Origin of the sequence: Limnobacter litoralis, assembly GCF_030160455.1 — a bacterium.
Classification (GTDB): domain Bacteria; phylum Pseudomonadota; class Gammaproteobacteria; order Burkholderiales; family Burkholderiaceae_B; genus Limnobacter; species Limnobacter litoralis.
On record NZ_BSOJ01000027.1, the window covers coordinates 72,335 to 97,506 of the forward strand.

Here is a 25,172-nt window from a genome sequence, read left to right on the forward strand (position 1 = left end):
TCAGATCAGGATTCGAGGCGATTCACGACACCCCCAGTTCAGCTGCCAACCTACACAATTGACTCGATGCGGATTTACCGAGACTGGCAAGCATAGTATTCCGTTCAGACATTTTCACAATGCGGGTTAGCCCTTGGATCTTAAGGAGAATTACCACCGCGGGGGCGGAGGTGGTGGATAGTAGTATCCATCGTCGTCATCCCGATAGCGGCGTGAACGGTGGCGAGGGCGATCGGGTTCGTAGTACGGGCTCGCGCTGTCACGGTATCCCCCGGACACGGCCACCTTGTTGCCCTTGGCGTACATGCATTGCGTGTACGAATTGTCATACTGGCGTTGGGCTGAATAAGAAGACGCTTCAGACTGATTGGCACCAGCCACAGTGCCTGCCAACAAGCCTGCTGCAGCCCCTACGCCAGCACCCTGCCCGCCGCCCGCGGCTGCACCCATGGCCGCGCCCAACACCGTGCCGGTGGCTGCGCTTTTTGCAAAGGCGGAATCCCCGGACCCATTGGGGGTTTTGCCCTGAACGGAATATTGCGCGTACTCGCGACAAGACTGATCGTCGGCGCGGAACTGATCGAAATTTTTGCCATTGCCAGGCAAGGCCATCTGGCTTGGGCCGACGGGCGCGCTGGCGCAGGCCGCCAATGCCAGTGGGGTTAACAAAAACAGGCCGAATGTCTTCAGGTTCATGATTGGCACCTTTCACAACAATGGCTTATCAATCGTAGGGCGCACTGGGCACTTCAGTGTGCCAGCCGCCCTTGCATTTTCGAACGTAAGGGTAATAGCCCTTGGGCTTGTCACACCGGTACCAGTAATTGGCTGGGCCAGGCCTGCCCCCATCGTAATCGGCATCGTCGTCCCGATCGTACCGCTCTACATACACTGGCGGGCTGACAGGGGCTGGCACAACAACCACGGGGGGTTCGTAGGTGTAACCATAGGGATAAACGGGCACCACCGGGTACGCATCGTAATCGCGGTAGTAGCCACGGTGATGGTGGTGGCGATAACCGTAATAGGGCCCTGGCGTGACATACACACCAAAATCAACGGAGGTTCGGGCCTGTGCGGGCGACAGCCAGATCATCGAAGCGGCGCAACTCAAAAACGCAACCCACAGAACATTCTTTTTCATGCCTGAATTCCACGAAGAGACAGCACAATTGCATTGAACTCCTTCAACGTGTCTTGCGCTTTTCTGTTTACCGCAGTTTTGTATCGCTTTGTATCAAGGCTGATACACACCGATACAAAGCGGGGCAAATTTGATAAATTGCAGACACACCCTCCTGATTGAATACGGGCTGATCGAACCAGAACAACAATCACACATGGAAGTACCAGTCATGAATTCCCCGGACGGCCAGGACAATTCCGCCACGGTGCTGATCGTCGATGACGACGATGACATCCGCACATTGCTGGGCGAATACCTGCGTCTGCACGGTTTTGACACCCTCGAAGCGGCACAAGGACCACAAATGCAAGCCATTCTCGCCGAAGCGCAGGTTGACCTGGTGGTGCTCGATTTGAACCTGCCCGGTGAAGATGGACTAAGCCTGTGCAGGCGGATTCGTGCGGAATCAACCCTGCCGGTCATCATGCTGACAGCCAAAACAGCCCCTCTGGACCGCGTGTTGGGTCTTGAAACGGGCGCAGACGATTACGTGTGCAAACCCTTTGAACCTCTGGAATTACTGTCTCGCATTCGCAGCGTGTTGCGCCGCACACGCCTTCAAAATGACAGCCAGCCGCACTCAACAACCCCGGTGAAACTCAGGTTTGCAGAATGGGAACTTGACCTGGTGGCGCGTCACCTGTGCAGCCCAGAGGGCACTGTGGTGTCACTGTCTGGCTCTGAATTCCGATTGCTCAAAATTTTTCTGGACCGGCCCAACCGGGTGCTGAATCGCGATCAATTGATGGACATGATTCACGGGCGCGACGCCGGTCCATTTGACCGATCCATTGACCTGCAAATCAGTCGCATTCGCCAAAAGATCGAAGTCGATTCAAAAAACCCCCAAATTATCAAAACCGTGCGCAATGAAGGCTACGTGCTCAGCGCACCGGTGGAAGTGGTGGCTGAATGATTCAAAAACTGTTTGGCTCAATGACAGCCCGCATCTTCCTGATTCTGGCCACGGGCACGGTGCTGTGTGGTTTGCTGGTGATGTTCGTCACCAGTTATGAACGGCGCGCCCTGGACGATCAAATTCGCATTCGGCACACGGTGGAAAGGCTGGAACAACTGATGCTGCTGCTTGATTCAAGCCCGGCCTCTGCGCAACCCGCCATTGCCTCGGTTGCCGCCCATTATGGGGTGCGGATCACGTTCAGGCCCACCGAGAAGCTGACCGACCCGGTGTCCGATTCCAGCATGACCAAAGCCATACGGGATGCCTTTTCAGCCACACGGCCTGTCACGGTGGTTCAAAGTGAAGGGCCGGACTGCAGTTTTGCCCCGCCACCGCATGGTTTTCTCATGGTGGACACCAAAAGCTGTGAGCGACTTCAAACGGTTCTAAAGGACGGTACACCCGTGTTGATGGACGTGTCTCACCGCAGGCGCCCACCGCCACCGCTGGGTGGCGATTTTGCCCTCAACCTCTTTCTGTTTTTAGGTGGACTTTGCCTTTTGGCCTGGTGGGCTGCGCACATGGCCACCAAACCGATTCGAAAACTGGCCAGTGCGGCCAGGGCTTTGTCGAACAACATCGAAAACCCGCCCCTGCCTGCCGTGAAAACACCCCACGAGGTGCGTGATGCGGTGACCGCTTTCAACAACATGCAAAGCAGCATTCGCCAGCACATTGAGGACCGAACCCACATGCTGGCGGCCATCGCGCACGATCTGCAAACACCCTTGACGCGCCTGCGACTTCGTTTTGAGAAGGTGCAGGACGAGGCCTTGCGCGGGCAATTGATCGAGGACCTGGGCAATACTCAGGCGATGATCCAGGAGGGACTTGAATTTGCCAGAATTTCCTCCACAGACTCGCCACGGGTCAAGACAGACCTGAACTCCATGGTTGAATCGGTGTGCAACGACGCCATAGACGCCGGCTTCGAGGTTCACTTTGAGGGTCGAGTCAACAAAGCGCTCAACGCCACCCCACACGCCCTTCGCCGTTGTCTGTGCAATGTGCTGGACAACGCCCTGAAATATGGCCGCTACGCCACAGTCAGATTGTACGAAAGAGAACACATGGCGTGCATTGATGTAGAAGATGGTGGAGAGGGCATTCCGGAACGTGACATGGAAGCTGTTTTTCAACCCTTCAAACGCATGGAAAATTCACGATCACGCAACACCGGTGGAACCGGGTTGGGCCTGACCACCGCCAAAATCATCATCGAACGTCACGGTGGTGCCATTGCGCTGAAAAACCTGCGGGTGGGTCGAGATGGCCCGGTGGTCGGCTTGCGCGTCACGCTCAGCATTCCCCTTTGAACCGATTTCATTTATTTGGCAGTAAAACATGAACGACTTGCAAGGCAAACCCAGCGGAAAACGTGGCTGGCTCATTTTTATCCTGATCATGGCGGTAGTGGCAAGCGGCATTGGGTGGGTGGTGCACAAGCAGAATTCGTCACTGGGCAAGGGCTTCAAGGGCAAATTCGACCCCAGCGACAGGCCCGTGCCTGTTCTGACATCAACCGTGGCCACGCAGGACATGAATGTCTATCTGCATGCCCTGGGCACGGTGACGTCCAAAAACACCGTGGTGGTGAAAAGCCGGGTGGACGGTCTGCTGGAAAAGATTCTGTTTCGCGAGGGCCAAATGGTGAAGGCTGGCGAGGTGCTGGCGCAGATAGACCCCAGGCCCTTTCAAATCGCATTGAACCAGGCCCAGGCGCAGCTGATGAAAGACAAGTCACTGCTGGAAAACGCCAAACGGGACGCCGCGCGTTATCAGGATTTGCTGGCTAAAAACTCAATCGCCAAGCAGACCGCAGACACCCAGTTTGCCTTGGTGAAGCAGTACGAAGCGTCGGTGGCTGCCGACCAGGCCCAAGTGGACAACGCGCGGATCAACCTGGGCTACTGCCGAATTGTGGCGCCTATTTCTGGACGGGTGGGTTTACGCGCTGTAGACGCAGGCAACATGGTGCATCAATCGGATGCCAATGGCATTGTCAGCATTGTGCAGCTGGAACCGATTACAGCAGTCTTCAGCATTCCAGAGGACAAATTGCCACAAGTGCAGGCCGCCGTAAAAGGCAATGCCAAAGTGCCGGTGTCTGCACTGGACAAGGCTCAGAACACGACGCTTTCAAAAGGTTACCTGCTGACGACCGACAACCAGATCGATCCGGCCACGGGCACCATCAAAGCCAAGGCGGAATTTGCCAATGCCGATCAGGCGCTGTTTCCGAACCAGTTTGTCAACATTGAAGTGCTGGTGGATGTGGTTAAAAACGCTGTCGTAGTGCCCGTGGCAGCCATTCAGCAGGGGCGCGACGGAGACTTTGTCTATGTCGCGAAACCCGATGGCACGGCTGCGCTGACCAAAGTCACCACCGGGCCTCAAGACGATGAAAGGGTGGCCATTACGAAAGGCGTAAGCGCTGGTCAAGTGGTGGTGGTCGACGGGTCAGGCAAATTGAAAGATGGCAGCAAAATCAAAATGGTGAACGCCGCCAAAAAGCGCGATTAACGCAGCATGAACCCATCGCGCATTTTCATATTGCGACCTGTGGCCACGTCGCTGCTGATGGTCGCCATTTTGCTGGCTGGCTTGCTGGCCTATCGCCTGTTGCCTTTGTCGGCCCTGCCCGAGGTGGATTACCCCACGATCCAGGTGGTGACCTTGTACCCCGGTGCCAGCCCAGACATTGTGACGTCGACCATCACCGCGCCACTGGAACGCCAATTTGGCCAAATGCCGGGCCTGACCAAAATGAGCAGCACCAGTTCTGGCGGTGCATCGGTCATCACCCTGCAATTTGACCTCAGCCTGGGGCTGGACGTGGCTGAACAGCAGGTGCAAGCCGCCATCAACGCGGGCAGCAATTTTCTGCCCACCGACCTGCCCATGCCGCCCATCTACAGCAAGGTCAACCCGGCAGACGCTCCCATTTTGAGCTTTGCACTCAGTTCCAAAACCATGCCGCTGACTGCCGTTGAAGACCTGGCTGACACACGCCTTGCACAAAAGATATCGCAGCTCAACGGGGTCGGTCTGGTGACTGTCAGTGGCGGCCAGCGGCCTGCGGTTCGCATTCAAGCCAACCCCGCCAAACTGTCTGCCGTTGGCCTGACACTGGAGGACCTGCGCACCTCCATCAACAACGCCAATCTGAGCCAGGCCAAAGGCAGTTTTGACGGGCCCACCAAATCATCGACCATCGACGCCAACGACCAGCTTAGCAGTCCGCAGGAATACCAAAACCTGATCGTGGCCTATCGCAGCGGCGCGCCGATTCGCATCAGAGACGTGGCCGATGTCATTTCAGCACCGGAAAACCTGCGCCTGGCCGCTTGGGCCAATCGTGAACCTGCGGTCATTTTGAATATTCAGCGCCAGCCGGGTGCCAACGTCATCAAGGTGGCCGACACCATTCAAAAGCTGCTGCCTACGTTAAAAGACACCCTGCCTGCCAGTGTTGAAATTACGCCGTTGACGGACCGTACGGTGACCATCCGCGCTTCTGTGGACGATGTGCAGTTTGAATTGCTGCTGTCGATTGCACTGGTGGTCATGGTGATTTTCGTGTTTCTGCGCAATGTGTCGGCCACGGTCATTCCCAGTGTGGCGGTGCCGCTGTCGCTGTTGGGCACCTTTGGCGTGATGTATCTGGCGGGCTTTTCGATCAACAACCTCACCCTGATGGCCCTGACGATTGCCACCGGCTTTGTGGTGGACGACGCGGTGGTCATGATTGAAAACATCGCCCGGTACATTGAGGAAGGCGAAAACCCGCTTGAGGCCGCCTTGAAAGGCGCCAAACAGATCGGCTTTACCATCATTTCACTGACGGTGTCACTGATCGCAGTGTTGATTCCGCTGCTGTTCATGGGCGACGTGGTGGGGCGACTGTTCCGCGAATTTGCGATGACACTGGCCATAGCCATCCTGATTTCGGCGTTTGTGTCGCTCACCTTGACCCCCATGATGTGCGCACGCTTGCTGAAACACAAAACCGACGATCAACAGGGCCGTTTTTACAAAGCCAGTGGTGAATGGATTGAAAAACTGACGCGCGCCTACGGCCACACCTTGAACTGGGTGCTTGACCACCAAAAGCTGACCTTGCTGGTTTTGCTGGCCACCACCGCCCTGACCGCCTTGCTGTATGTATTGATTCCCAAAGGATTCTTTCCGGTTCAGGACACCGGCATTATTCAGGGCATTAGCGAGGCGCCTCAATCGGTGTCGTTTGACAGCATGGCCCAGCGCCAACAAGCCATGGTCGACACCATCCTGAAAGACCCGGCAGTGGCCAGTGTGGCCTCGTTTGTCGGCATTGACGGCACCAACACCACCCTGAACAATGGTCGCCTGACCATCAACCTCAAGCCCAAAGCCGAGCGTAACCTCGACGCCGAAGGCGTGATGAAACGCCTGCAAGACAGCCTGCATGACCAACCCTGCATGCAGTTGTACATGCAGCCGGTGCAAGACCTCACGATTGAAAGCACCATCAGCAAAAACCAGTACCAGTTCAGTCTGGTGGACCCGAACCTGAAAACCTTGAGCAGCAGCACCACTGCGCTGCTGAACCAACTGAAAAACTCGCCCCACCTGCAGGGTGTGTCGAGTGATCTGCAAAGCGATGGTTTACAGGCCTGGGTGCAGATTGACCGAGACAAAGCCAGCAGGCTGGGCATTACCACCGCGGCCATTGACACTGCCCTGTACAACGCCTTTGGGCAGCGCTTAATCTCCAGCATTTTCACGCAGTCCAACCAATACCGCGTGGTGCTGGAAGTCGCCCCCCAGTACAAGCTGAATCTGGAATCGCTGTCGAACATCTACGTGCCCACCAGCGCAACCGACGGCAATGGCCTGCCAAGGCAGGTGCCACTGGGCAATGTGGCCACGATTGAACAACGCCTTGCGCCATTGGTGATCAACCATCAAGGCCAGTTTCCCGCGGCCAACGTGTCGTTCAACCTGGCACAGGGTGCCTCGCTGAGTCAGGCGGTGGACGACATCGAGACCGCCCGCGCCAAGGCCAATTTGCCCGCCAGCACCGAGTTGGTGTACCAAGGGGCCACCACGGCCTTCAAAGACTCGCTGTACAACCAGTTGCTGTTGATTCTGGCCTCCATCATCACGATGTACATCGTGTTGGGCGTGCTCTATGAAAGCACCATTCACCCGGTCACCATTTTGTCCACGCTGCCCTCGGCCGGGCTGGGTGCTTTGTTGGCCCTGTTGCTGGGTGGGCAAAGCCTCGGCATCGTGGGCATCATCGGCATTATTTTGCTGATCGGCATCGTCAAGAAAAACGCCATCATGATGATCGACTTCGCGCTGGAAGCCCAACGCGACGAAGGCCTGAACCCGCACGACGCCATCTACAAGGCCTGCCTGCTGCGGTTGCGCCCCATCTTGATGACCACCATGGCGGCCTTACTGGCAGCCCTGCCACTGATGCTGGGCAGCGGTGTGGGGTCTGAACTGCGTCAGCCGTTGGGTATTACCATGGTGGGTGGGCTGATCGTCAGCCAGTTGCTGACGTTGTACACCACACCCGTGCTGTACCTGGCATTTGAAAGACTCAAGGCCCGCTTCGTCAAAGAGGCCACGGCATGAACTTCTCGGAAGTCTTCATCCGCCGACCAGTCGGCACCAGCCTGATCACGCTGGCGATCATTCTGGTGGGGGCAGTGGCTTTTCAATTGCTGCCGGTGTCGCCCCTGCCACAGGTCGATTTTCCGGTGATTGCAGTCAGTGCCCAATTGCCGGGCGCAAGCCCTGAAACCATGGCCAGTGCCGTGGCCACCCCCTTGGAGCGGTCGCTGGGGCGGATTGCAGGCATCAATGAAATGACCTCCACCAGTTCATTGGGGTCAACCACCGTCATTTTGCAATTCGACTTGAACCGCGACATCAACGGCGCAGCCCGCGATGTGGAGGCCGCCATCAATGCCGCACGCACGCAGTTGCCAACCGGCATGAAAGGCAACCCGACCTACCGCAAATACAATCCGGCCGATGCGCCGATCATGATCATTGCCATGTCCTCGGACACGCTGCCACCCGGTGCAATCTACGACGCTGCATCCACTGTGGTGGCTCAAAAGCTGTCTCAAGTCGAAGGGGTCGGGCAAGTGACTATCGGCGGCAGCGCCGCGCCTGCTGTTCGGGTTGAACTGAACACAGACGCGCTTAACAAATACGGCATTCCGCTGGCCCAGGTGGCCAGCACCATTCAATCGGCCAACGGGCACAAGCCCAAGGGGCTGCTGGACGATGGCACCCACAGCTGGCAAATCGGTGCAAACGACCAGCTCCACAAGGCAGACGATTTTCTGCCTTTGGTCATCCATTACCAGAATGGCTCGCCCTTGCGATTGTCTGATGTTGCGAAGGTCAGTGACTCCGTGGAAGACGTGCGCAACCTGGGCTTGTCCAACGGCAAACGCGCAATCATTTTGCTGGTGCGCAGGCAACCCGGTGCCAACATCATCGAGACGAATGAACGCATCAAAGCCGCCCTTCCCCAACTGGTGGCCTCCATCGACCCGCTGATTCACACACAGATCGTCAACGACCGCACCTCGACCATTCGCGCGTCTGTGCACGACGTTGAATTCACGCTGATGCTCTCGATTGCCCTGGTCATCATGGTGGTGTTCGTTTTTCTGCGAAACGCCATGGCCACCTTGATTCCCGCGGTGACCCTGCCCGTGTCGCTGGCCGGCACCTTCGGCGTGATGTATCTGTTCGGCTTCAGCCTGGACAACCTGTCGCTGATGGCCCTGACCGTCGCAACCGGCTTTGTGGTGGACGACGCCATTGTGGTGCTTGAAAACATAGCCCGCCACATTGAAAACGGCGAAAGCCCCATGCAAGCCACCTTGAAAGGCACGCGCGAGGTCATTTTTACAGTGGTCGCCATGAGCCTTTCGCTGGTGGCCGTGTTTCTACCGATCTTGCTGATGGGCGGCATTGTGGGGCGGCTGCTGCAGGAATTCGCCATTGTGCTGTCAGCCAGTGTGTTGGTCTCGCTGGTCATCTCGCTGACAGTCACCCCCATGATGTGCGCCCGAATGCTGAAGCACCAGGCTGACCATGAACCTGGAAAACTGTCCAAAGCCGTCGAATCCGGATTTTTGACCCTGAGAAATGGTTACCAGCGATCGCTGGATTTCATGCTGAACCACAGCCTGCTGACGATGGGCTTGCTTGTTGCGACGGTGTGCCTGAATGTGTACCTTTACATCATTGTGCCCAAGGGCTTTTTTCCGCAACAGGACACGGGCCGAATCATCGGCTCGCTGCAAGCGGATGAAGGCATTTCATTTCAAGCGCTTGAGCAAAAGCTGTACAAATTTGTGGCCATCCTGAAAAAAGACCCCGCCGTAGAAAATGTGGTGGCCTACATCGGTGGAGGCCGTCACAACGGCGGCTTTTTGTATCTGGTGTTGAAGCCACAGTCAGAAAGGAAGGTCAGCGCTGACGAAGTCATCAACCGGCTTCGCCCCAAGCTCAGCCATGAACCCGGTGCAGCCATTTACCTGTTTCCAGCGCAGGACATTCGAGTCGGCGGGCGCAGCAGCAACGCGCAATACCAGTACACCCTGCAAGACGACGATCTGAAAGAACTGCAAACCTGGGCCCCCAAAATTCGGGATGCGCTGAAAAACCTGCCCAATCTGGCCGATGTCAGCGACGACCGGGAGGACGGTGCCAACCAGACTTACGTCCGGATTGATCGGGACAAAGCCGCCCGCGCCGGTGTCAACGTGCGGCTGATTGACGGCGTGCTGGGTGGCTCGTTTGGGCAAAAGCAGGTGTCCACCATTTATGAGTCGCTGAACCAGTATTACCTCATCATGGAAGCCGACGCCAAACTGCAGGAGAGCCCGGCCAGCCTGAACAGCGTGTATTTGGTCACAGACGATGGCCGCTCGGTGCCGCTGACCTCGATTGCCACCATCGAAGACAGCATCGGCCCCACCAGCATCAGTCACCAAGGCCAGTTTGTGGCCACCACCATCTCGTTCAACCTGAAGCCAGGTGTGTCGCTTTCACAAGCCACAGCCGACATTGACACCGCCTTTGCAGAACTGGGCGTGCCCAGCAGCCTGCGCGGCAGTTTTCAGGGTACGGCCAAGGCGTTTCAATCCTCTGTGAACAACCAGCCTTTGTTGATTCTGGCCGCCCTGGTCACCATCTACATCGTACTGGGCATGTTGTACGAAAGCCTGATCCACCCCATCACGATTTTGTCGACCCTGACCTCGGCAGGGGTGGGCGCACTGCTGGCCCTGATGGCTTTCGGGCACGAACTGAACATCATGGCGCTGATCGGTGTGCTGCTGCTAATTGGCATTGTCAAGAAAAACGCCATCATGATGATCGACTTCGCCATCGACGCCGAGCGCAGCCGCGGGCTCAGTCCGCAACAGGCCATTTATGAAGCCTGCCTGATGCGGTTCAGACCCATCATGATGACCACACTGGCCGCCCTGCTGGGTGCGCTGCCCCTGGCGCTTGGCCTCGGCGAAGGTTATGAATTGCGTCAACCCTTGGGCATTTCAATCGTGGGTGGCCTGATTGTCAGCCAGTTGTTGACGCTGTACACCACCCCCGTGGTTTACCTGTACCTGGACCGCCTGAGCGGGTGGTTCAAACGCAAACATGGCACCCCCATTGCCCACAAGGAAGTAACAACATGAAAACGCGAATCGGACTAAGCCTGCTGGGCCTTGCCGCCCTGAGTGCGTGCACCTTGGGCCCGGTGTATCAAAAGCCAGACATGGCGCTGCCCGCCCACTACCGTGAAGACCCAGCCTGGGTAAAAGCACAACCCAAAGACGACACACCCAAAGGCGACTGGTGGAACTTGTTTGGTGACGGCACGCTGAATGCACTGGTTGCCCAAGTGAACATTTCCAACCAGAACCTGTTGGCTGCGCAGGCCCAGTACCGGCAGGCTGTCGCACTGGCCAAGCAGGCCGATGCGGCGTATTTTCCGACGGTGACGGGCGGAGTGGCCGAAACCCGTTCATTCACGGGCGGCGGTGCGGGCACAGGCAACTTCAAAAACGGCACCATCAACAACAACTACAGGTTGAACTTCAATGCCAGCTGGGAACCAGACCTGTGGGGCAGCATTGCACAGTCTGCCAACGCGGCCAAAGCCAGTGAACAAGCCAGCCTGGGCGACCTTCAGGCAGCGCGCCTGAGCACCCAGACCCAACTGGTGAAAAACTACTTTGCACTGCGGATTGCCGACACACAGGGCTTGCTGCTGAACAAAACCGTTGAAGCGTACAAGCAGGCCCTGGATGTCAGCACCAACCAGTACGAGGCAGGCATTGTGACCAAGGCCGACGTGGCCTCAGCCACGGCCCAGTTAAAGGCGGCGCAGGCGCAGGTGGCCGCCAACCAGTTGCAGCGTGTCCAGCTGGAACACGCCATTGCCGTGCTGCTGGGCAAAGCTCCTTCAGAATTTTCAATTGCACCGCTGGATCAGCCTTACACCCTTCTACCACCCCCTGTCACGCCTCAACTGCCTGCCACTTTGCTTGAAAGGCGACCTGACATTGCCGCAGCCGAGCGCCGCGTGGCTGCCGCCAATGCCAAGATTGGTGTGGCCGAGGCTGCGTTTTTTCCCAACCTCACTCTGTCGGCTTCCGCAGGTTTTCAAAACAGCGCCTATTCCAACTGGCTGACCTACCCGGCCCGCTTCTGGAGTGTTGGCCCGGCTTTGGCCCAAACCCTGTTTGACGGTGGTTTGCGCAGCGCACAGAAGGAGCAGGCCATTGCCGTGTATGACCAAACGGTCGCCCAATACCGACAAACCGTACTCGGTGCCCTGCAGGAAGTGGAAGACAACCTGGCGGGCCTGAACCTGTTGGCCCAACAGGCCCAGTTGCAGGATGAAGCAGTGAAAGCGGCCCAGGAATCACTGGACCTGAACACCAACCAGTACAAAGCTGGCACAGTCAGCTACCTGAATGTGTTGACCGCACAAACCACGCTGCTGAATAACCAACGCAGCGCGTTGACCGTGCAAGGCAATCGATTGACGGCGGCAGCGGCGCTGATTGCGGCTTTGGGCGGGGGATATTGAATACCCACTGACAAGATCACCTTTTTGACATATTTCACGTTAGCAGAAAACATAGCTGGTTTTCATCTATTTCAAAGCGAATCAAGCTAATGTGGGACGTAGACAAAGCCGTGGATTATCTCAACAAGCACGCGCACAAAAAAAGCATGGGGAGATGTGCACAATTCACACGGCCACGTGGCCATGTTCAATGGCAAATTTTGGGTCTCCGATTTTTTGCAGCTTCACGGCTTTTACCCTGGCATTTCTTACAGAAAGCTGCATCCGTCCTACACCATCTACAGATACCCACTGTCGGTTAAATCCGTCTCAATCAAACCTCATGCGACATTTGCAGAATATGAGGCCCATTACCTGACACTGCTGGCCTGATGAAATGACAAAATTTCAAAAATCACTCCTGATTCTGCTGTTAATGGGCCTTTTTGGATTGGTCTACACCACGATTAAACCCTCGTTTGCGAAATCAAACATGCCTGACGAAGGCTCAGCAGTTGGCTTTACTGAACAGTTTTACCAGCGATATATGCAGGCACTGGCGCGCAACGATTTTGATCAAATCAAACCTGATCATCTACAACAATACCTAACACCCAGCTTGGTTGAACTTTTGACCAAGTCAGAAAACAGCAAAGAGGGCCTGGATGAAGACTATTTCATCAAGGCACAAGATTACCTAGATGACTGGGTGACACATATTCAGGCCAGAGAAATGAAGGCCACTCAAAACTCAGCGGATGTCAGTGTGACGCTTGGAGAAAATGAACCTCAGCAGCTTGAAGTTCATTTGAAAGCGCATAACCATCGTTGGTGTATCAACAGCGTCAAAATTTCGCGCGCCAAATAAGCTCAGGCTGCCCTTGACCTTCCCATGGCTGGAAGGAATACACTGAATTTTGTGTATTATTCCTCCAAGGGAGAGCCAAAATGACTGATCTGATCGTAGAAGAAATGACTTGTGGTGGCTGTGCGTCTGCGGTAACACGCGCCGTGCAACGCATCGACAGCAAGGCCAAAGTGGACGTCAACCTGCAGACCAAACAGGTCAAAATCGAAAGCAGCCAACTGGTCGACAAACTGATTGAAGTGATCGCTGACGCGGGCTTTCCGGCCCGTGCAGCCTGACGCTCGCTAAGCCACATGGCGGGCAGGCGCACAGGCAGCACTTTCTTTCATGATCTCATCGAGGTCATTCGATGCGACTGGCTGCTTTTGCGCCGCTACCCGAAGTTGCGTCTCTCCGCCTTGGGCGTGTGTTTCATACCAGCACTGTATGCGGTCATTTACATCGCCAGCCTGTGGGACCCCGCCGCCATGGCTCCCCACCTGCCTGTGTTGATCGTCAACCATGACAAGGGCACCCAGTTCGAGCAACAAACCATCGAAGTGGGCAAGGCACTGGCTGACAAGCTGAAAAAAGACAAAAAGCTCGGGTTCAGCGACGAGCCGGACGAAGCCCGCGCGCTTGAAGCAGTTCGGCGTGGCGACGCAGACTTTGCCTTGCTCATTCCAGCCAACTTCAGTGAGCAAGCCGTTCGCGGCCAGCAAAGCGGGGCCGGTGTTTTAACGGTGTATGTCTCTGAAGGCAATAACTACACCGGTGCCAATGTGGCTCGCAAATTTGCGCCGGAAGTCACTCGAAAACTCAATGAACTGCTGGCTGAAAAGCGTTGGTCCAAGGTCGCAGCCATTGCGGCCGATTCGCGCCTTAAAATCGCCAAACTCAAAGACGGCGTGACCCAGCTTCGTGAGGGTTCTACACAGCTTCGTGAAGGTTTGGACAAAGCCAGTGCGGGTGCAGACAAACTGACTGTGGGCCTTGCAAAAGCCGATCAGGCAGGTGGGCAATTGAAAGCCGGTGCAAACACCTTGAATGACGCCAGCCAAAAGCTGGTCGGCGGGTTGAAGCAGTTGGGCGATGGCCTTTCACAGATGAACAGCAAGCTGCCCGCCAACAGCGATCTGCAGAAATTACAGGACGGCAGTGTCGCACTGGCAGACGGTCAGCAAAAGCTACAGGCAGGCATTGTCAAACTGCACGATGGATCAGGCCGGCTGGTGGATGGTCTGGATCAACTTCGAACCAAATCGGCAGACATTCCCATTTGGGGCAGCAAGGTGTCAGATGGTGCGCTCCGACTGGAACACGGTGCCAAGCAGATCAACACAGGCCTTGAACAGGCGCGCCAAGGCAGCACGAAGCTGGCGGATGGCTCTGAGCAGGTCAATGGCGGCGTGGTGGCACTAACCAACGGCATGATGAAGCTGGGCGACGGCATTCGCCTGATGCACAGCAAAATGCCGCCCGATGACAAGCTGGATGAATACGCCCAAGGCATGCAAAAGCTGGCCGGTGGAAACGGGCAATTGGCCAAGGGGCTGAATGCCTTGCACTCGGGCTCGGGCCAGTTGAACGACGGCCTGAAAAAACTGAACGATGGCGCAACGCGTCTGGAAGCTGGCCTGAAAACACTGGACGACGCCGTCCCCGCGAATCTGAACATCCCCGACATCAACCCCGAAGGCTATGCCAGCAGTGTCAAAACCGACATCCAAGTGGTTGCACCCGTGCCCAACAACGGCAGCGCGTTTGCGTCCAACTTTGTGCCCTTGTCGCTTTGGGTGGGCGCTGTCATGACCAGCTTTCTGTTTCATTACCGCAAAATTCCGGTGCGGGTACAACACCACAATCGTTGGGCCAAAACGCTGGGCAAAATGCTGATCCCAATCCTGATCGCGTTCTTTCAGGTTCAAATCATGCTGATTGCCTTGTGGATTGTATTGGGCATCAAGGCCCAATCTCCCTTGCTGCTGGCGTTTACCCTGCTCAGTGCTTCAGTGGCTTTCATCACCATTGTGATGGCACTTGTAAGGTGGTTGGGCGACACAGGCAAGGTCATTGCGGTGCTTTTTTTGATTCTGCAATTGTCTGCTTCGGGGGCAATTATCCCCATTGAACTGTCAGGCCGGTTTTTTCAGGACATCCATCCCTGGCTGCCTTTCACCTACGCAGTGGCGGCCATCAAAGTGGCTTTGTTTGGTGCTTACGATGGCCACTGGTTGCCTCAGTGGCTGGGTTTGATGGCGGGGCCAGCGCTGTTGCTGCCATTCATCGTGTACTTCGGGCCGTGGAAACCCCAAGCCGACGCGCAATATCGCCCCGCCCTCGACATCGACTAAAAACGCCTGCAGGCCTTTTCAGCAGAGTGCTTCGGACCCGTGAATGCGTTCGGCCAGTTTTTTGGCCTGCAGAAACACCTGCACAGCTGCGCTGCGGTTGCTGGTGCCCAAACGATCAAAGGCCCCCTTGATGTGGGCACGCACTGTGTCTGGGCTCATGCTCAACTCACGCGCAATTTCCTTGCTGGTTTTGCCTTCTGTCACCAGGTTCAATACGGACACCTGTTTCAGAGTCAGTGGTTTGGTCGCACCTGGTGCCTGAATCAAACTCTGGAAATCATTGCGCTTCAAATCAATGTCTGTGCTAACCACGTTTGAACCCAAATATCCCTGAATTTTCGTAATCAGGTCTTTGTAAGCCAATGATTTCGACAGAAACAAGGCGCCGTGCTCGGCCACCAGTGCCTGCGTGCTTTCACGATCGTCTGCGGTAAAACAGATGCGGCGTGACATGGGGAAACGGCTGGAGGTCTCTTTCAAGACCTCTTCGGCAGATGACCCGGGCATGTTCAGGTCGAACACCACAATGTCAACGGAATTGGGAGTGGTCCGTTGTAGTTCTTGAAGGTTTAAAACAGAAGACAGTTCTGTCTTTCCGACGATTTCGGTCAGCATTTCTTGTATGACAAGAACCATGCTGGGATGGTCTTCGACAATTAGCATTGATTTCACGACAACACTCCTTTCCACGAGTCAGGTTTCTTCAAGAACCCACATACAATTCAGCCGAATAAAACCCTGCAGCCTTGCGTTAATAATGACGGGTGATGCTCACAAAAAGCCCACCATAAACAGGGGTACAACGTTGGGCAGATACCTAAAACATGCCCCTTGCCCGTTTGTGTAACCCAGTAAAACCCTTGAATCCAGTTTAACTTTCCGCCGGTAGTGACGACCTCATCCTCTCAATGGCCTGTGACAAATCCTTGAAACCCGCTTCACATTGCACCACCGACTTTTGTTCGCAGCCCTCTTCAATGACACGGGTTGCCTCAAACGCGGGGAGCGCAACAATACTCGCCGCAATTCCCTTGAAACCATGTGCCTTGGTGTAGGTTTCTTCAAACTTTTCAGACTGTATGCAATCAAGCAAGTCTGATGCCTGCTGATCGAACATTTTGATCAATTCCCGCACAACCCTGACAAGCAGCCGGTTATTGCCAGCAAGTCTTGCCATTGCCTCCGGCATGTCAATGCCATCGATGTCCACTGTATTCATCTCCCACCCGCCTGTCTTGCTTGTTGTTGTGCACTTCCCAGTAATGAACCAGTTTTTTGGGTTCAATTGGCTTGGTCATGTGAAAGTTCATACCTGAACTCATGCAAGACTGGATGTCTTCTTTGCGACTTGCGCCACTCAAACCGATGATCAGCAAATTGTCCCATTTACCGCGAGCCCGAATCAGCCTGGTGGTCTCTGCACCATCCAGCTCGGGCATGTGCAAATCCATCAGAACCAAATCAAAATGATCAGACTCCAGATGCTCCATGGCTTGCCAGCCGCCGTCTGCGCAAACAACCTTGCAACCAGCCGACTCCAGCAACCAGGAATTGACTTCCTGATTAAGCCGGATGTCATCGACAAGCAGAACCTTTTTATCGCGCAACACCTCAAGCTGACGAGAAAAGACCGAGGCATCAAACTGATCGTAAGAAGTCACATACACGCTGTAGGCTGCGCCAGTCTCAACGTCTTCCAGAATGCGGTCGAACGGCAATACCACCTCAAACCGTGTGCCTTCGCCAGGGTTGCTTTGAACTGAAATTTCGCCTTTCATCAGGTCAACCATGTCTTTGACAATGGCCAGTCCCAGCCCAGTGCCGCCATATTCAAGGGCGATTCGGCTGCTTTCCTGCTCAAAGGGATTGAAAATCTTTCTCAGGTTTTCTGGGTCAATGCCCTTGCCTGTGTCATTCACAAAAAGACGGACTCTGCATTGCTTGGCATCCAGGTCTGTGACCTCAAACCCCACTTCAACACTGCCCTTGTCGGTGAATTTGATTGCATTGTTGATGAGATTGAGCAACACCTGTCGAAGACGCAGCGGATCTGCCATCACGTTCAGTTTCTCACCTTTGCCCTGCGTAAACTTCAGTGAAATTCCCTTGTCGCGAGCCAGCGGTGCCACCCAATCGATCAGCCTCTCAATGTGATCCGACAAACGCAATGGCTCAAGCGCCAACTGTACCTTGCCCAATTCCAGTTTGTTCAGGTCAAGGATGTCGGACACCAAGCCGTTGAGGTGGAACGTGGCCAAACCCAGTTTTTCAGCCAATTGCCTCAGATGGGTGTCGGCTGCCGATTCGCGAATCAGGCCAGACAGGGTTGAAATGGCGCTGAGGGGGCCACGCAATTCGTGACTGACCGTGGACAAAAAACGCGATTTAACCTCGTATGCAGCCTTGGTTTTCAGGCGCTGCGAATTTAATTCCTGAATGGCCTCGTGCAGGTTTTCAGACTGAATATTCAGTTCCTCATTCAGGTCCATATTCAGCTTTTTTGCGAGGTCTTTCTCCTTGGTAAGCTCCTCAACGGCCATCTCCAGGCGGCTGTTCGCGCTGGCCAGTAAATCATTCTTTGCAATTTCAGAGAGGGCAAGCTTGGACACATCCATCCACACCAAAACCAGAGATCCACCGGAGACCGCAGCCGTGGCTATGGAAATCAAAAAGTGGCTGAACGGGGAAGAGTTGATGCTGAGAAAGACGGCGAGGCCGAGACTGTAGACCAAAAACAAGGTCGGAAAGCCAAGCAGAAGACGGGTACTGAGCTGCCGGGCACCACTGCGGTCTAAATCGGCTAGAAAACGCCGGAAAAAGCGGCTTTGTATGACCCCTGTCCAGGTCAGCAATTGAAAAATCGAAGCGCCCAACAGGGAGTATTTGGGGATCTCTGATGGCCAAGCGTGCCCCACTCGAACCCAAAACCAGTTCAGCAGCATCGTCAGGCTTGCCATCATGGTGATCATGAACAGCACCACTTCAGCACCTGGCGTTAATTTGCGTCGAAACACAAACAGCAGTGACACCACGGAAAGAATGATCGCAAACCCGAGTTCTGACTCGATGGCGTATCCCAGCCACAGCACTTCATACATCCAATGCACCAGGCTGATCGTTAAAGAAGCAATGGCCAGCACGGTTTTGATTTTTTCACTGTTGTTTTTGTAGGGCAGACAAGTTGCGATCAGGCCCAGACAGACCAAGGCATTCCATGGGCAAATCCACAACAGGGCATCTAATTCGGGGGACAATGGCGAGCTAAACAGAAGGCCAAGCGTATTGAGTGCGAGAAAGCAGAGAGAGGCAACCAGCAACAGGTGATGCAAACGTGCCAGACACAGTACATAAGTGTGTACGCCTTTCCCGTTCTGGTTCCGGTAATTGAGCAAATCATTGATTGAGGCGTACATCGTTCTTGTAGTAATCAAGGGTTTCTTTGTTAAAAAATCGAACCTTTCGTCTGGCCTTAAAATCGCGGAGAATCGCTCTGGACTTCGATTACCGGTAACTCTTAATACATTACTTCACAAAATATCAGAAGATTGTTAAAAAGGTTTATATGTCTGTAATGAATGTTCTACTTTCGAGACACTTTTTCACAACAAAACACGCCAAATCGCGCCAAAACGCGCATTAAGCGCCAAAAACTAGGGTTTTCACCAATCTCGAAAAATTTGTAACCTTTTTGCAGCAGTAGACGAATGTGACAAATAATTAAACTGCAGACCGTACTTTCCGGGTTTATTACTCACTTGCCAACTAAGGAAAACCATGAAACTTATTAGACACTTAATGATTGCCACCGTGACCGCGGCTTCATTGATTTCAACGGCTTACGCAGCACCCACTTTGCAGTTTGCGGTGGGCATGTACCAACCCACCAAGGATAAAAACGACGCCACGTATACCCCTCTGGCCAATTACCTGTCCAAAAAACTGGGCATGCCGGTAAAACTACGCACGGTAGAAAGTTGGGAGGGCTTGGCCAAATCACTGGCCAACGGGGAGACCGATGTGGCCTTGATGGGCCCTTGGGGTTATGTGCTTGCAAACAACGAAGCAAAGGCCCAGGCAGTCGCCACCATTGAATACGAAGGCAAACCCATTTACTACGGCATCATGATCACCCACCCGGGCAGCGGTATTAACAGCCCGGCAGACCTCAAAGGCAAAACCTTTGCCTTCGCTGACAAAGGTTCAACCTCAGGCTATCTGATCCCCTTCTATTATTTTCAAAAGCAGGGCATCAATCCAGACACGTATTTCTCGAAAGTCATTTACACCGAGCACCCAGCCATTGAAGCCCAGGTGACCAAAGGTGCCATCGACGCAGGTGCCGATTACAACCGCAACCGCGACACCATGATCGCCGAAGGACTGATCAAGGCCAGTGATTCAAAAATTATCTGGAAGTCAGACCCCCTGCCCAACGATGCGGTTGCTGTCAGTGAGAAACTGTACAAAGACAAGGCATTTGTGGCCAAATTGCAATCTGCGCTGGAAGACCTTAAAACCGAGCTGAAAAGCCAACCCGAGTTGCTTCCACCCCGCTACACTGGCTTTGTGAAATCAGACAACAGTTATTACAAACCCATTCGCGACGCTGGCTTGGCCACGGGCAGGCTGCAACCCAAATAAAGCATGACCTTTACGCAGTTTCTGACGCGGCTGAAAGGCCGCCTTGGTTTTCTGGGGCTGGCCTTGGCCTACGCGGCAATCGTCGCGGTGTGCCTGGCCAGCTTTTCCCGATCGGACGATCTAAGCCTGGGGCGCAACCCCCTTGACAACCTGATCAAGACCGGCACCGAATTTGTCCGCCCCAGCTTTCTGGACATCTGGTTTGGCAACACCCACTACGAATACAAAAGCGACGACGGCACTGTGTTGCGCACCGAGAACAGACGCCTGGTAGAAACAGAATATGACAAACAACTGCTGATCGCAGCTTGGGTGACTTTCAAGATTGCAACACTCGGCTCCCTGCTGGGTGCCCTCCTTTCTTTGCCCTTTGCGGTGTTCACCGCCAAAAACCTGCGTTCTCCGAAGTGGTTGTCGGCCGCATCCAAAATGGTGCTGGACATTTCCCGATCCATTCACACACTCGTGTTCGGTCTCGTGCTGGTGGGCATTGTCGGGCTGGGGCCAACAGCCGGCATTTTGGCCATCGCGTTCCACAGCATGGGAACCTACGGCAAGCTGTTCGCAGAAAGCATTGAAACGCTGGACATGGCGGCCATTGAAGCGGTGCGGGCTGTGGGGGCCAGCCCCTCACAAACATTCTTTCTGGCAGTGTGGCCCAATGTGCTTCCGCAGTGGGTTTCAAGCCATTTGTACATTTGGGAATACAACATTCGGGACTCCACCATTCTGGGCATCATTGGCGCGGGTGGTCTGGGTTTGCTGATCTCTGAATCGGTCAGCCTGTTCCAGTGGGGGCGACTGTCGACCATTTTGCTGGTCGTCGTATTGATGGTCACGGTGTTTGACAGCCTGAGCCGCCGTATTCGACAGGCGCTTTTATGATTCACATCGAGAACGCGGTGTGCCGTGCGGGGCAGAAAACCCTGCTGGACGTTGAAAGCCTTCACATTCAATCGGGAGAACACGTGGCCGTGCTGGGCAAAAACGGTGCGGGCAAATCAACCCTGCTGAAATTGCTGACGGGCTTTATAAGCCCTCAAACAGGCCGTGTCTTGGTGAATAATCAACCGGTGTACCCACACCCCGGTGAAAGAAAGCTACGGCAAGTTCGAAGCCAGACCGGCCAGGTGTTTCAGGGTCTGCACTTGGTGGGGCGGCTGACTGTGCTGGAAAATGTGCTGATAGGCGGCTTGGCCGCCATGCCGCGCTTGAGCAGTTGGGCGCGTCTGTTCACCCCGATTGAAACCCAAAAAGCCATGGATGCGCTGCACACGGTGGGCATGGCCGGTTTTTCAGGCGTTCGGGCCGACAAGCTGTCGGGCGGGGAAAGGCAAAAAGTGGCGGTTGCCCGCATGCTGATGCAACAACCGTCCCTGATACTGGCCGACGAGCCCACTGCCGCGCTGGACCCCACTGCAGCCCGCGACACCTGCGAACTGTTGCGCAGGGTAAGCCACCAACGCACCCTGATCAGCGTGTTGCACAATGAGGCGCTGGTGCCAATGCTGGCCGATCGGGTCATCGGATTGAAAGCTGGCAAGATCGTGCTGGACTGCCCTGTGGACGACCAACTTGAACAACGATTGAGTGCCTTGTATGACTGAAAAGGCGGGGCGCGCCTGCCCGATTCGATACCGATACAGTCCTCGGAACATTGCCCAAGCGCAAGTCACCGAGGCAAATTGCCTGTATGTGGTCGGTGGCCTGTACGGCAATCCGTTTGCGCTGGCCAAAATCAAGGCCATGGCGGCGGCCGAGGGCGCACGGATCTGCTTCAACGGCGACTTCAACTGGTTCAATGTAGACCCAACCAGCTTTCAGCAGATCAATGAAGCCGTGCTGAAACACGACGCCATTGCAGGCAATGTGGAGGCCGAGTTGGCCGAACCGCTGGATGCACCCGACTGTGGTTGTGCATACCCGGATACCGTTGACCAGGGTACGGTGGAAAGATCCAACCGCATACACACCGGCTTAAAGACCACCGCGCAGCATTTTCCTGAATTGACCAGCATGCTGGTCAAGCTGCCTTTTTTCAGGCGCTACCGCGTTGGGGCAGTCAATGTGGGTGTGGTTCACGGAGACGCAGAATCGCTTTCAGGCTGGCGGTTTGATCCTGCTGAACTGGAAAACGCCGCGAATCAGGACTGGCTGCGCAGTGTATTTGAACAGGCTGAGGTGGACGTGTTCGCCAGCAGCCACACTTGCACTGCCGGTTTTTTCTGCTTGCCCAACACAGCAGGCAAGCCCCTGCTGGTCAGCAACAACGGCGCTGCGGGCATGCCCAGCGTGCCACACAGTCACTGCGGTCTGCTCACGCGGATCGGCACAAGACCCAGCCGCCACCCAAGCTTCAAATCGCTGGAGATCAAACACGGCGTTTGGGTTGAGCAATTGCCGATTGATTACCCGCAAACGGACTGGATTGAGTCGTTTTTGTCCAATTGGCCAGAGGGCAGTGCTGCGCACACCTCCTACTTTCAGCGAATTGGCCGCGGCTATTACACCAGCAGAACTGTGTGACGCACTAATATTGTGCATCTGTCAATCCTGAATCCCATGCATGTTCAAAACTGCATTTCGCATTCAGTATCAATCAAATCGCTAATCAAGCTATTAAACGGACAATTTCATGGACATTTTAAACGGCCACTCCCTGTGGTGGGTGGCAGGGCTTTTTCTGTCGCTCGGCCTCACAGGGGTGATTGCAGGGGTTCTGGCGGGTTTGTTGGGTGTGGGTGGCGGCATCGTCATCGTGCCAGTGCTGTACAACCTGTTTTCGCTGCTGGGCGTGGATGAAAGCGTGAAGATGCACGTGGCAGTGGGCACTTCGCTGGCCACCATTGTGCCCACTTCGTTTATGTCTGCCCGAAGCCATGCAGCCAAAGGCAATCTGGACAAAGACCTGCTGAAAAGCCTGGCCTGGCCGCTGTTTGGCGGGGTCATCGTCGGCAGCTTTTTAAGCGGTTATTTCAAAGGACCCGTGCTGTCTGGCATCTTCGGGGTGGTCGGTCTGCTGGTGGCCCTGAACATGGCATTCCGCGCCAAAAGTTCAGCCTTGGCAGACCAGTTGCCCGGGGCACCCTGGAAGCAGTTCATCGGCGCAATCATCGGCGGTTTTTCCACGCTGATGGGCATTGGTGGCGGTACGCTCAGCGTGCCGATCTTCACCGCATTCAACGTGCCGGTTCACAAGGCAGTGGGCACTGCGGCGGCCATCGGGCTGGTCATCAGTATTCCAGGTGCACTTGGCTTCGTGCTGAATGGTTTGCATGTGGCGCACCGTCCCCCCTTCACCTTTGGATACGTCAACCTGATCGGCTTCGCACTCATCGTGCCCATGACGATGTGGATGGCCCCAGTGGGTGCAAGACTCGCCAGCCGCACCAAACCCGACCGGCTCAAACAGGCCTTTGCGTTTTTCCTGTTTTTGACTTCCTTCAAAATGTTGTACAGCCTGCTGACTCACTAAACTGGACTGATTGACATGATTCACACCAAAAGGGCCCTAGGGGGCGTGTTTGTATCCCCACATCACATTGCGTCACAGGCAGGGCGTGATGTACTCAAAGAAGGCGGCAACGCTGCAGAGGCCATGCTGGCCGCGGCAGCGGCCATTGCTGTGGTGTACCCACACATGAACGCCATCGGTGGCGACGGCTTCTGGATTTTAAGCGAACCCGGCAAAGCGCCCATCGGCATCGACGCCTGTGGTCCGGCTGCAGCAGCGGCAAGTCCGGAGTTCTACACAGGGCGCGGGTACAACAGCATCCCGACCCGTGGCCCCCTGGCTGCACTGACCGTGCCCGGTACGCTGGGTGGCTGGGCCAAAGCCAGTGAAGTGGCTCGCCAATGGGGCGGTAAATTGCCCTTGAGCCGCCTGATGCACGATGCCGCGCACCACGCGCGGCAAGGCATTGCCGTCACACCCAGTCAGGCCAGGCTGACCAAGATCAAACACGCTGAACTGAAAGACTCACCAGGTTTCAACGAGACCTATCTGATCAACAACGCCCTGCCCGAAGAAGGCCAGTTGTTGAAACAAACCGCGCTGGCTGACACTTTGCAGCGGCTTGGGCAGGCAGGTCTGGACGATTTTTACCGGGGTGAACTGGCCCAGGCCATGGCGGAAGACCTGGCCCGTGCAGGCAGCCCAGTCACATTGGCGGATTTGCAAGGCTACAACGCCACTTTGCGTCCGCCCATCAGCACTGAACTTGGCAATGCGACGCTGTACAACATGCCGCCACCCACGCAAGGCATGGCTGCGCTCATGATTTTGGGTATTTTTGATCAGTTGAAGGTTCAAAGCGCCGAAGGTTTTGAGCACATTCACGGGCTGGTGGAGTCGACCAAGCAAGCATTTCTGGTGAGAGATCGCTATTGCACTGACCCGGCCTACATGACGGTCAGTCCCGATGAGTTTCTGACCCGTGAGGCCATGCACTCACGCGCCTCGAATATCGACATGCGCAAAGCCTTGCCTTGGCCACAAGACCCCTGGCAGGGCGACACCATCTGGATGGGTTGCATCGATTCTGAAGGGCGCACGGCCAGTTTCATTCAGAGTATTTTCTGGGAATTTGGCTCGGGCGTGGTCAGCCAGTCCACCGGCGTGCTGTTTCAGAACCGGGGCATCAGCTTTTCACTGAACCCCACCGCCCTGCATTATCTGCAACCGGGTCGCAAACCCTTCCACACACTCAACCCGGCCATGGCCCGCTTCAAGGACGGTCGAACCATGGTTTACGGCACCATGGGTGGTGAGGGTCAGCCGCAGACGCAATCTGCCGTGTTCAGTCGGTACGGGCTATTCAACCAAGGTCTGCAGCAGGCAGTCACCGCCCCTCGCTGGTTGTTGGGGCGCACCTGGGGCGAAGAAACCACCACACTGAAACTGGAAAGTCGTTTTGACCCCGCCCTGGTGGAGCAACTGAAAGCGGCGGGGCATGATCTGGAGGTGCTACCCGAGGCCTTCAGCGACACCATGGGCCACGCAGGGGCTGTGGTACGCCACCCCAGTGGCATGATGGAAGGCGCTGCTGATCCGCGGTCAGACGGCAGCGTGGCCTGTTGGTAAG

General features: G+C 55.4%; 21 protein-coding genes. 16 read left to right on the forward strand and 5 right to left on the reverse strand.

What is annotated here, in order from left to right; genetic code table 11:
• Nucleotides 1–150 precede the first annotated feature (150 nt).
• Together QQJ87_RS11230 and QQJ87_RS11235 are read right to left on the reverse strand one after the other, a co-directional pair.
• Nucleotides 151–696, reverse strand: a complete 546-nt coding sequence (locus QQJ87_RS11230; RefSeq protein WP_284281823.1) for a hypothetical protein — start codon at nt 694–696, stop codon at nt 151–153.
• Between the two features lie 28 nt (nt 697–724).
• Nucleotides 725–1,144 (reverse strand): hypothetical protein, encoded by a 420-nt coding sequence (locus tag QQJ87_RS11235; protein ID WP_284281824.1) that lies wholly within the window; start codon nt 1,142–1,144, stop codon nt 725–727.
• A 211-nt stretch (nt 1,145–1,355) separates the two neighbouring features.
• Here QQJ87_RS11235 and QQJ87_RS11240 point away from each other — a divergent pair, with 211 nt between their 5' ends.
• The 10 genes from QQJ87_RS11240 to QQJ87_RS11285 all read left to right on the forward strand — a co-directional run bounded on the left by QQJ87_RS11240 (nt 1,356) and on the right by QQJ87_RS11285 (nt 15,447).
• On the forward strand, nt 1,356–2,102 hold the full coding sequence (locus QQJ87_RS11240; protein WP_284281825.1) for a response regulator: 747 nt from the start codon (nt 1,356–1,358) through the stop codon (nt 2,100–2,102).
• Nucleotides 2,099–3,463 carry an ATP-binding protein gene (locus QQJ87_RS11245; RefSeq protein ID WP_284281826.1) on the forward strand — a complete coding sequence of 455 codons (1,365 nt, stop codon included), beginning with the start codon at nt 2,099–2,101 and terminating at the stop codon, nt 3,461–3,463. Before QQJ87_RS11240 ends, QQJ87_RS11245 begins: the two co-directional genes overlap by 4 nt.
• Nucleotides 3,464–3,491: 28 nt before the next feature.
• Nucleotides 3,492–4,670: an MdtA/MuxA family multidrug efflux RND transporter periplasmic adaptor subunit gene (locus QQJ87_RS11250; protein WP_284281827.1), complete on the forward strand. Its 1,179-nt coding sequence runs from the start codon at nt 3,492–3,494 to the stop codon at nt 4,668–4,670.
• 6 nt (nt 4,671–4,676) lie between these two features.
• Nucleotides 4,677–7,775 (forward strand): MdtB/MuxB family multidrug efflux RND transporter permease subunit, encoded by a 3,099-nt coding sequence (locus QQJ87_RS11255; protein ID WP_284281828.1) that lies wholly within the window; start codon nt 4,677–4,679, stop codon nt 7,773–7,775.
• On the forward strand, nt 7,772–10,867 hold the full coding sequence (locus tag QQJ87_RS11260; protein WP_284281829.1) for a multidrug efflux RND transporter permease subunit: 3,096 nt from the start codon (nt 7,772–7,774) through the stop codon (nt 10,865–10,867). Before QQJ87_RS11255 ends, QQJ87_RS11260 begins: the two co-directional genes overlap by 4 nt.
• Nucleotides 10,864–12,267, forward strand: a complete 1,404-nt coding sequence (locus QQJ87_RS11265) for an efflux transporter outer membrane subunit (RefSeq protein WP_284281830.1) — start codon at nt 10,864–10,866, stop codon at nt 12,265–12,267. The genes QQJ87_RS11260 and QQJ87_RS11265 overlap by 4 nt, the downstream gene beginning before the upstream one ends.
• Before the next feature lie 156 nt (nt 12,268–12,423).
• Nucleotides 12,424–12,639 carry a hypothetical protein gene (locus QQJ87_RS11270; RefSeq protein ID WP_284281831.1) on the forward strand — a complete coding sequence of 72 codons (216 nt, stop codon included), beginning with the start codon at nt 12,424–12,426 and terminating at the stop codon, nt 12,637–12,639.
• 4 nt (nt 12,640–12,643) lie between these two features.
• Nucleotides 12,644–13,114: a DUF3828 domain-containing protein gene (locus tag QQJ87_RS11275; protein WP_284281833.1), complete on the forward strand. Its 471-nt coding sequence runs from the start codon at nt 12,644–12,646 to the stop codon at nt 13,112–13,114.
• 80 nt (nt 13,115–13,194) lie between these two features.
• Nucleotides 13,195–13,392, forward strand: coding sequence for a heavy-metal-associated domain-containing protein (locus QQJ87_RS11280; RefSeq protein WP_284281834.1), 198 nt, complete (start codon nt 13,195–13,197; stop codon nt 13,390–13,392).
• A 15-nt stretch (nt 13,393–13,407) separates the two neighbouring features.
• Nucleotides 13,408–15,447, forward strand: a complete 2,040-nt coding sequence (locus QQJ87_RS11285) for a YhgE/Pip domain-containing protein (protein ID WP_284281835.1) — start codon at nt 13,408–13,410, stop codon at nt 15,445–15,447.
• A gap of 18 nt (nt 15,448–15,465) precedes the next feature.
• Here the strand turns inward: QQJ87_RS11285 and QQJ87_RS11290 are convergent, their stop codons facing one another.
• The 3 genes from QQJ87_RS11290 to QQJ87_RS11300 form a co-directional block, all read right to left on the reverse strand.
• Nucleotides 15,466–16,110, reverse strand: coding sequence for a LuxR C-terminal-related transcriptional regulator (locus tag QQJ87_RS11290; RefSeq protein ID WP_284281872.1), 645 nt, complete (start codon nt 16,108–16,110; stop codon nt 15,466–15,468).
• Between the two features lie 208 nt (nt 16,111–16,318).
• On the reverse strand, nt 16,319–16,666 hold the full coding sequence (locus tag QQJ87_RS11295) for a hypothetical protein (protein ID WP_284281837.1): 348 nt from the start codon (nt 16,664–16,666) through the stop codon (nt 16,319–16,321).
• Entirely contained in the window at nt 16,638–18,878 is a 2,241-nt protein-coding gene (locus QQJ87_RS11300; RefSeq protein WP_284281838.1) for an ATP-binding protein, read from the reverse strand. The genes QQJ87_RS11295 and QQJ87_RS11300 overlap by 29 nt, the downstream gene beginning before the upstream one ends.
• Nucleotides 18,879–19,221: 343 nt before the next feature.
• On the opposite strand from QQJ87_RS11300, the gene QQJ87_RS11305 reads away from it, so the two are divergent.
• From QQJ87_RS11305 to QQJ87_RS11330, 6 genes are all read left to right on the forward strand, one after another.
• Entirely contained in the window at nt 19,222–20,088 is an 867-nt protein-coding gene (locus tag QQJ87_RS11305; RefSeq protein ID WP_284281839.1) for a phosphate/phosphite/phosphonate ABC transporter substrate-binding protein, read from the forward strand.
• 3 nt (nt 20,089–20,091) lie between these two features.
• Nucleotides 20,092–20,973 carry a phosphonate ABC transporter, permease protein PhnE gene (gene phnE, locus QQJ87_RS11310; RefSeq protein ID WP_284281841.1) on the forward strand — a complete coding sequence of 294 codons (882 nt, stop codon included), beginning with the start codon at nt 20,092–20,094 and terminating at the stop codon, nt 20,971–20,973.
• Nucleotides 20,970–21,695: a phosphonate ABC transporter ATP-binding protein gene (locus QQJ87_RS11315; RefSeq protein WP_284281843.1), complete on the forward strand. Its 726-nt coding sequence runs from the start codon at nt 20,970–20,972 to the stop codon at nt 21,693–21,695. Before phnE ends, QQJ87_RS11315 begins: the two co-directional genes overlap by 4 nt.
• The gene (locus QQJ87_RS11320) at nt 21,688–22,614 is read left to right on the forward strand and encodes a hypothetical protein (RefSeq protein ID WP_284281845.1); all 927 of its coding nucleotides are present in this window, start codon (nt 21,688–21,690) and stop codon (nt 22,612–22,614) included. Before QQJ87_RS11315 ends, QQJ87_RS11320 begins: the two co-directional genes overlap by 8 nt.
• A 109-nt stretch (nt 22,615–22,723) precedes the next feature.
• On the forward strand, nt 22,724–23,563 hold the full coding sequence (locus QQJ87_RS11325; protein WP_284281846.1) for a sulfite exporter TauE/SafE family protein: 840 nt from the start codon (nt 22,724–22,726) through the stop codon (nt 23,561–23,563).
• A gap of 15 nt (nt 23,564–23,578) precedes the next feature.
• Entirely contained in the window at nt 23,579–25,171 is a 1,593-nt protein-coding gene (locus QQJ87_RS11330; protein WP_284281847.1) for a gamma-glutamyltransferase family protein, read from the forward strand.
• The last annotated feature ends 1 nt before the right edge of the window (nt 25,172 follow it).

What these genes read in the sequence shown, in the direction of transcription:
- QQJ87_RS11265 (WP_284281830.1), top strand. Translation starts at nt 10,864, where the DNA reads ATGAAAACGCGAATCGGACTAAGCCTGCTGGGCCTTGCCGCCCTGAGT.
- QQJ87_RS11230 (WP_284281823.1), bottom strand. Translation starts at nt 696, where the DNA reads ATGAACCTGAAGACATTCGGCCTGTTTTTGTTAACCCCACTGGCATTG.
- QQJ87_RS11250 (WP_284281827.1), top strand. Translation starts at nt 3,492, where the DNA reads ATGAACGACTTGCAAGGCAAACCCAGCGGAAAACGTGGCTGGCTCATT.
- QQJ87_RS11295 (WP_284281837.1), bottom strand. Translation starts at nt 16,666, where the DNA reads ATGAATACAGTGGACATCGATGGCATTGACATGCCGGAGGCAATGGCA.
- QQJ87_RS11275 (WP_284281833.1), top strand. Translation starts at nt 12,644, where the DNA reads ATGACAAAATTTCAAAAATCACTCCTGATTCTGCTGTTAATGGGCCTT.
- QQJ87_RS11320 (WP_284281845.1), top strand. Translation starts at nt 21,688, where the DNA reads ATGACTGAAAAGGCGGGGCGCGCCTGCCCGATTCGATACCGATACAGT.
- QQJ87_RS11315 (WP_284281843.1), top strand. Translation starts at nt 20,970, where the DNA reads ATGATTCACATCGAGAACGCGGTGTGCCGTGCGGGGCAGAAAACCCTG.
- QQJ87_RS11325 (WP_284281846.1), top strand. Translation starts at nt 22,724, where the DNA reads ATGGACATTTTAAACGGCCACTCCCTGTGGTGGGTGGCAGGGCTTTTT.
- QQJ87_RS11285 (WP_284281835.1), top strand. Translation starts at nt 13,408, where the DNA reads ATGGCGGGCAGGCGCACAGGCAGCACTTTCTTTCATGATCTCATCGAG.
- QQJ87_RS11305 (WP_284281839.1), top strand. Translation starts at nt 19,222, where the DNA reads ATGAAACTTATTAGACACTTAATGATTGCCACCGTGACCGCGGCTTCA.
- phnE (WP_284281841.1), top strand. Translation starts at nt 20,092, where the DNA reads ATGACCTTTACGCAGTTTCTGACGCGGCTGAAAGGCCGCCTTGGTTTT.
- QQJ87_RS11240 (WP_284281825.1), top strand. Translation starts at nt 1,356, where the DNA reads ATGAATTCCCCGGACGGCCAGGACAATTCCGCCACGGTGCTGATCGTC.
- QQJ87_RS11245 (WP_284281826.1), top strand. Translation starts at nt 2,099, where the DNA reads ATGATTCAAAAACTGTTTGGCTCAATGACAGCCCGCATCTTCCTGATT.
- QQJ87_RS11260 (WP_284281829.1), top strand. Translation starts at nt 7,772, where the DNA reads ATGAACTTCTCGGAAGTCTTCATCCGCCGACCAGTCGGCACCAGCCTG.
- QQJ87_RS11290 (WP_284281872.1), bottom strand. Translation starts at nt 16,110, where the DNA reads ATGCTAATTGTCGAAGACCATCCCAGCATGGTTCTTGTCATACAAGAA.
- QQJ87_RS11255 (WP_284281828.1), top strand. Translation starts at nt 4,677, where the DNA reads ATGAACCCATCGCGCATTTTCATATTGCGACCTGTGGCCACGTCGCTG.
- QQJ87_RS11280 (WP_284281834.1), top strand. Translation starts at nt 13,195, where the DNA reads ATGACTGATCTGATCGTAGAAGAAATGACTTGTGGTGGCTGTGCGTCT.
- QQJ87_RS11330 (WP_284281847.1), top strand. Translation starts at nt 23,579, where the DNA reads ATGATTCACACCAAAAGGGCCCTAGGGGGCGTGTTTGTATCCCCACAT.
- QQJ87_RS11235 (WP_284281824.1), bottom strand. Translation starts at nt 1,144, where the DNA reads ATGAAAAAGAATGTTCTGTGGGTTGCGTTTTTGAGTTGCGCCGCTTCG.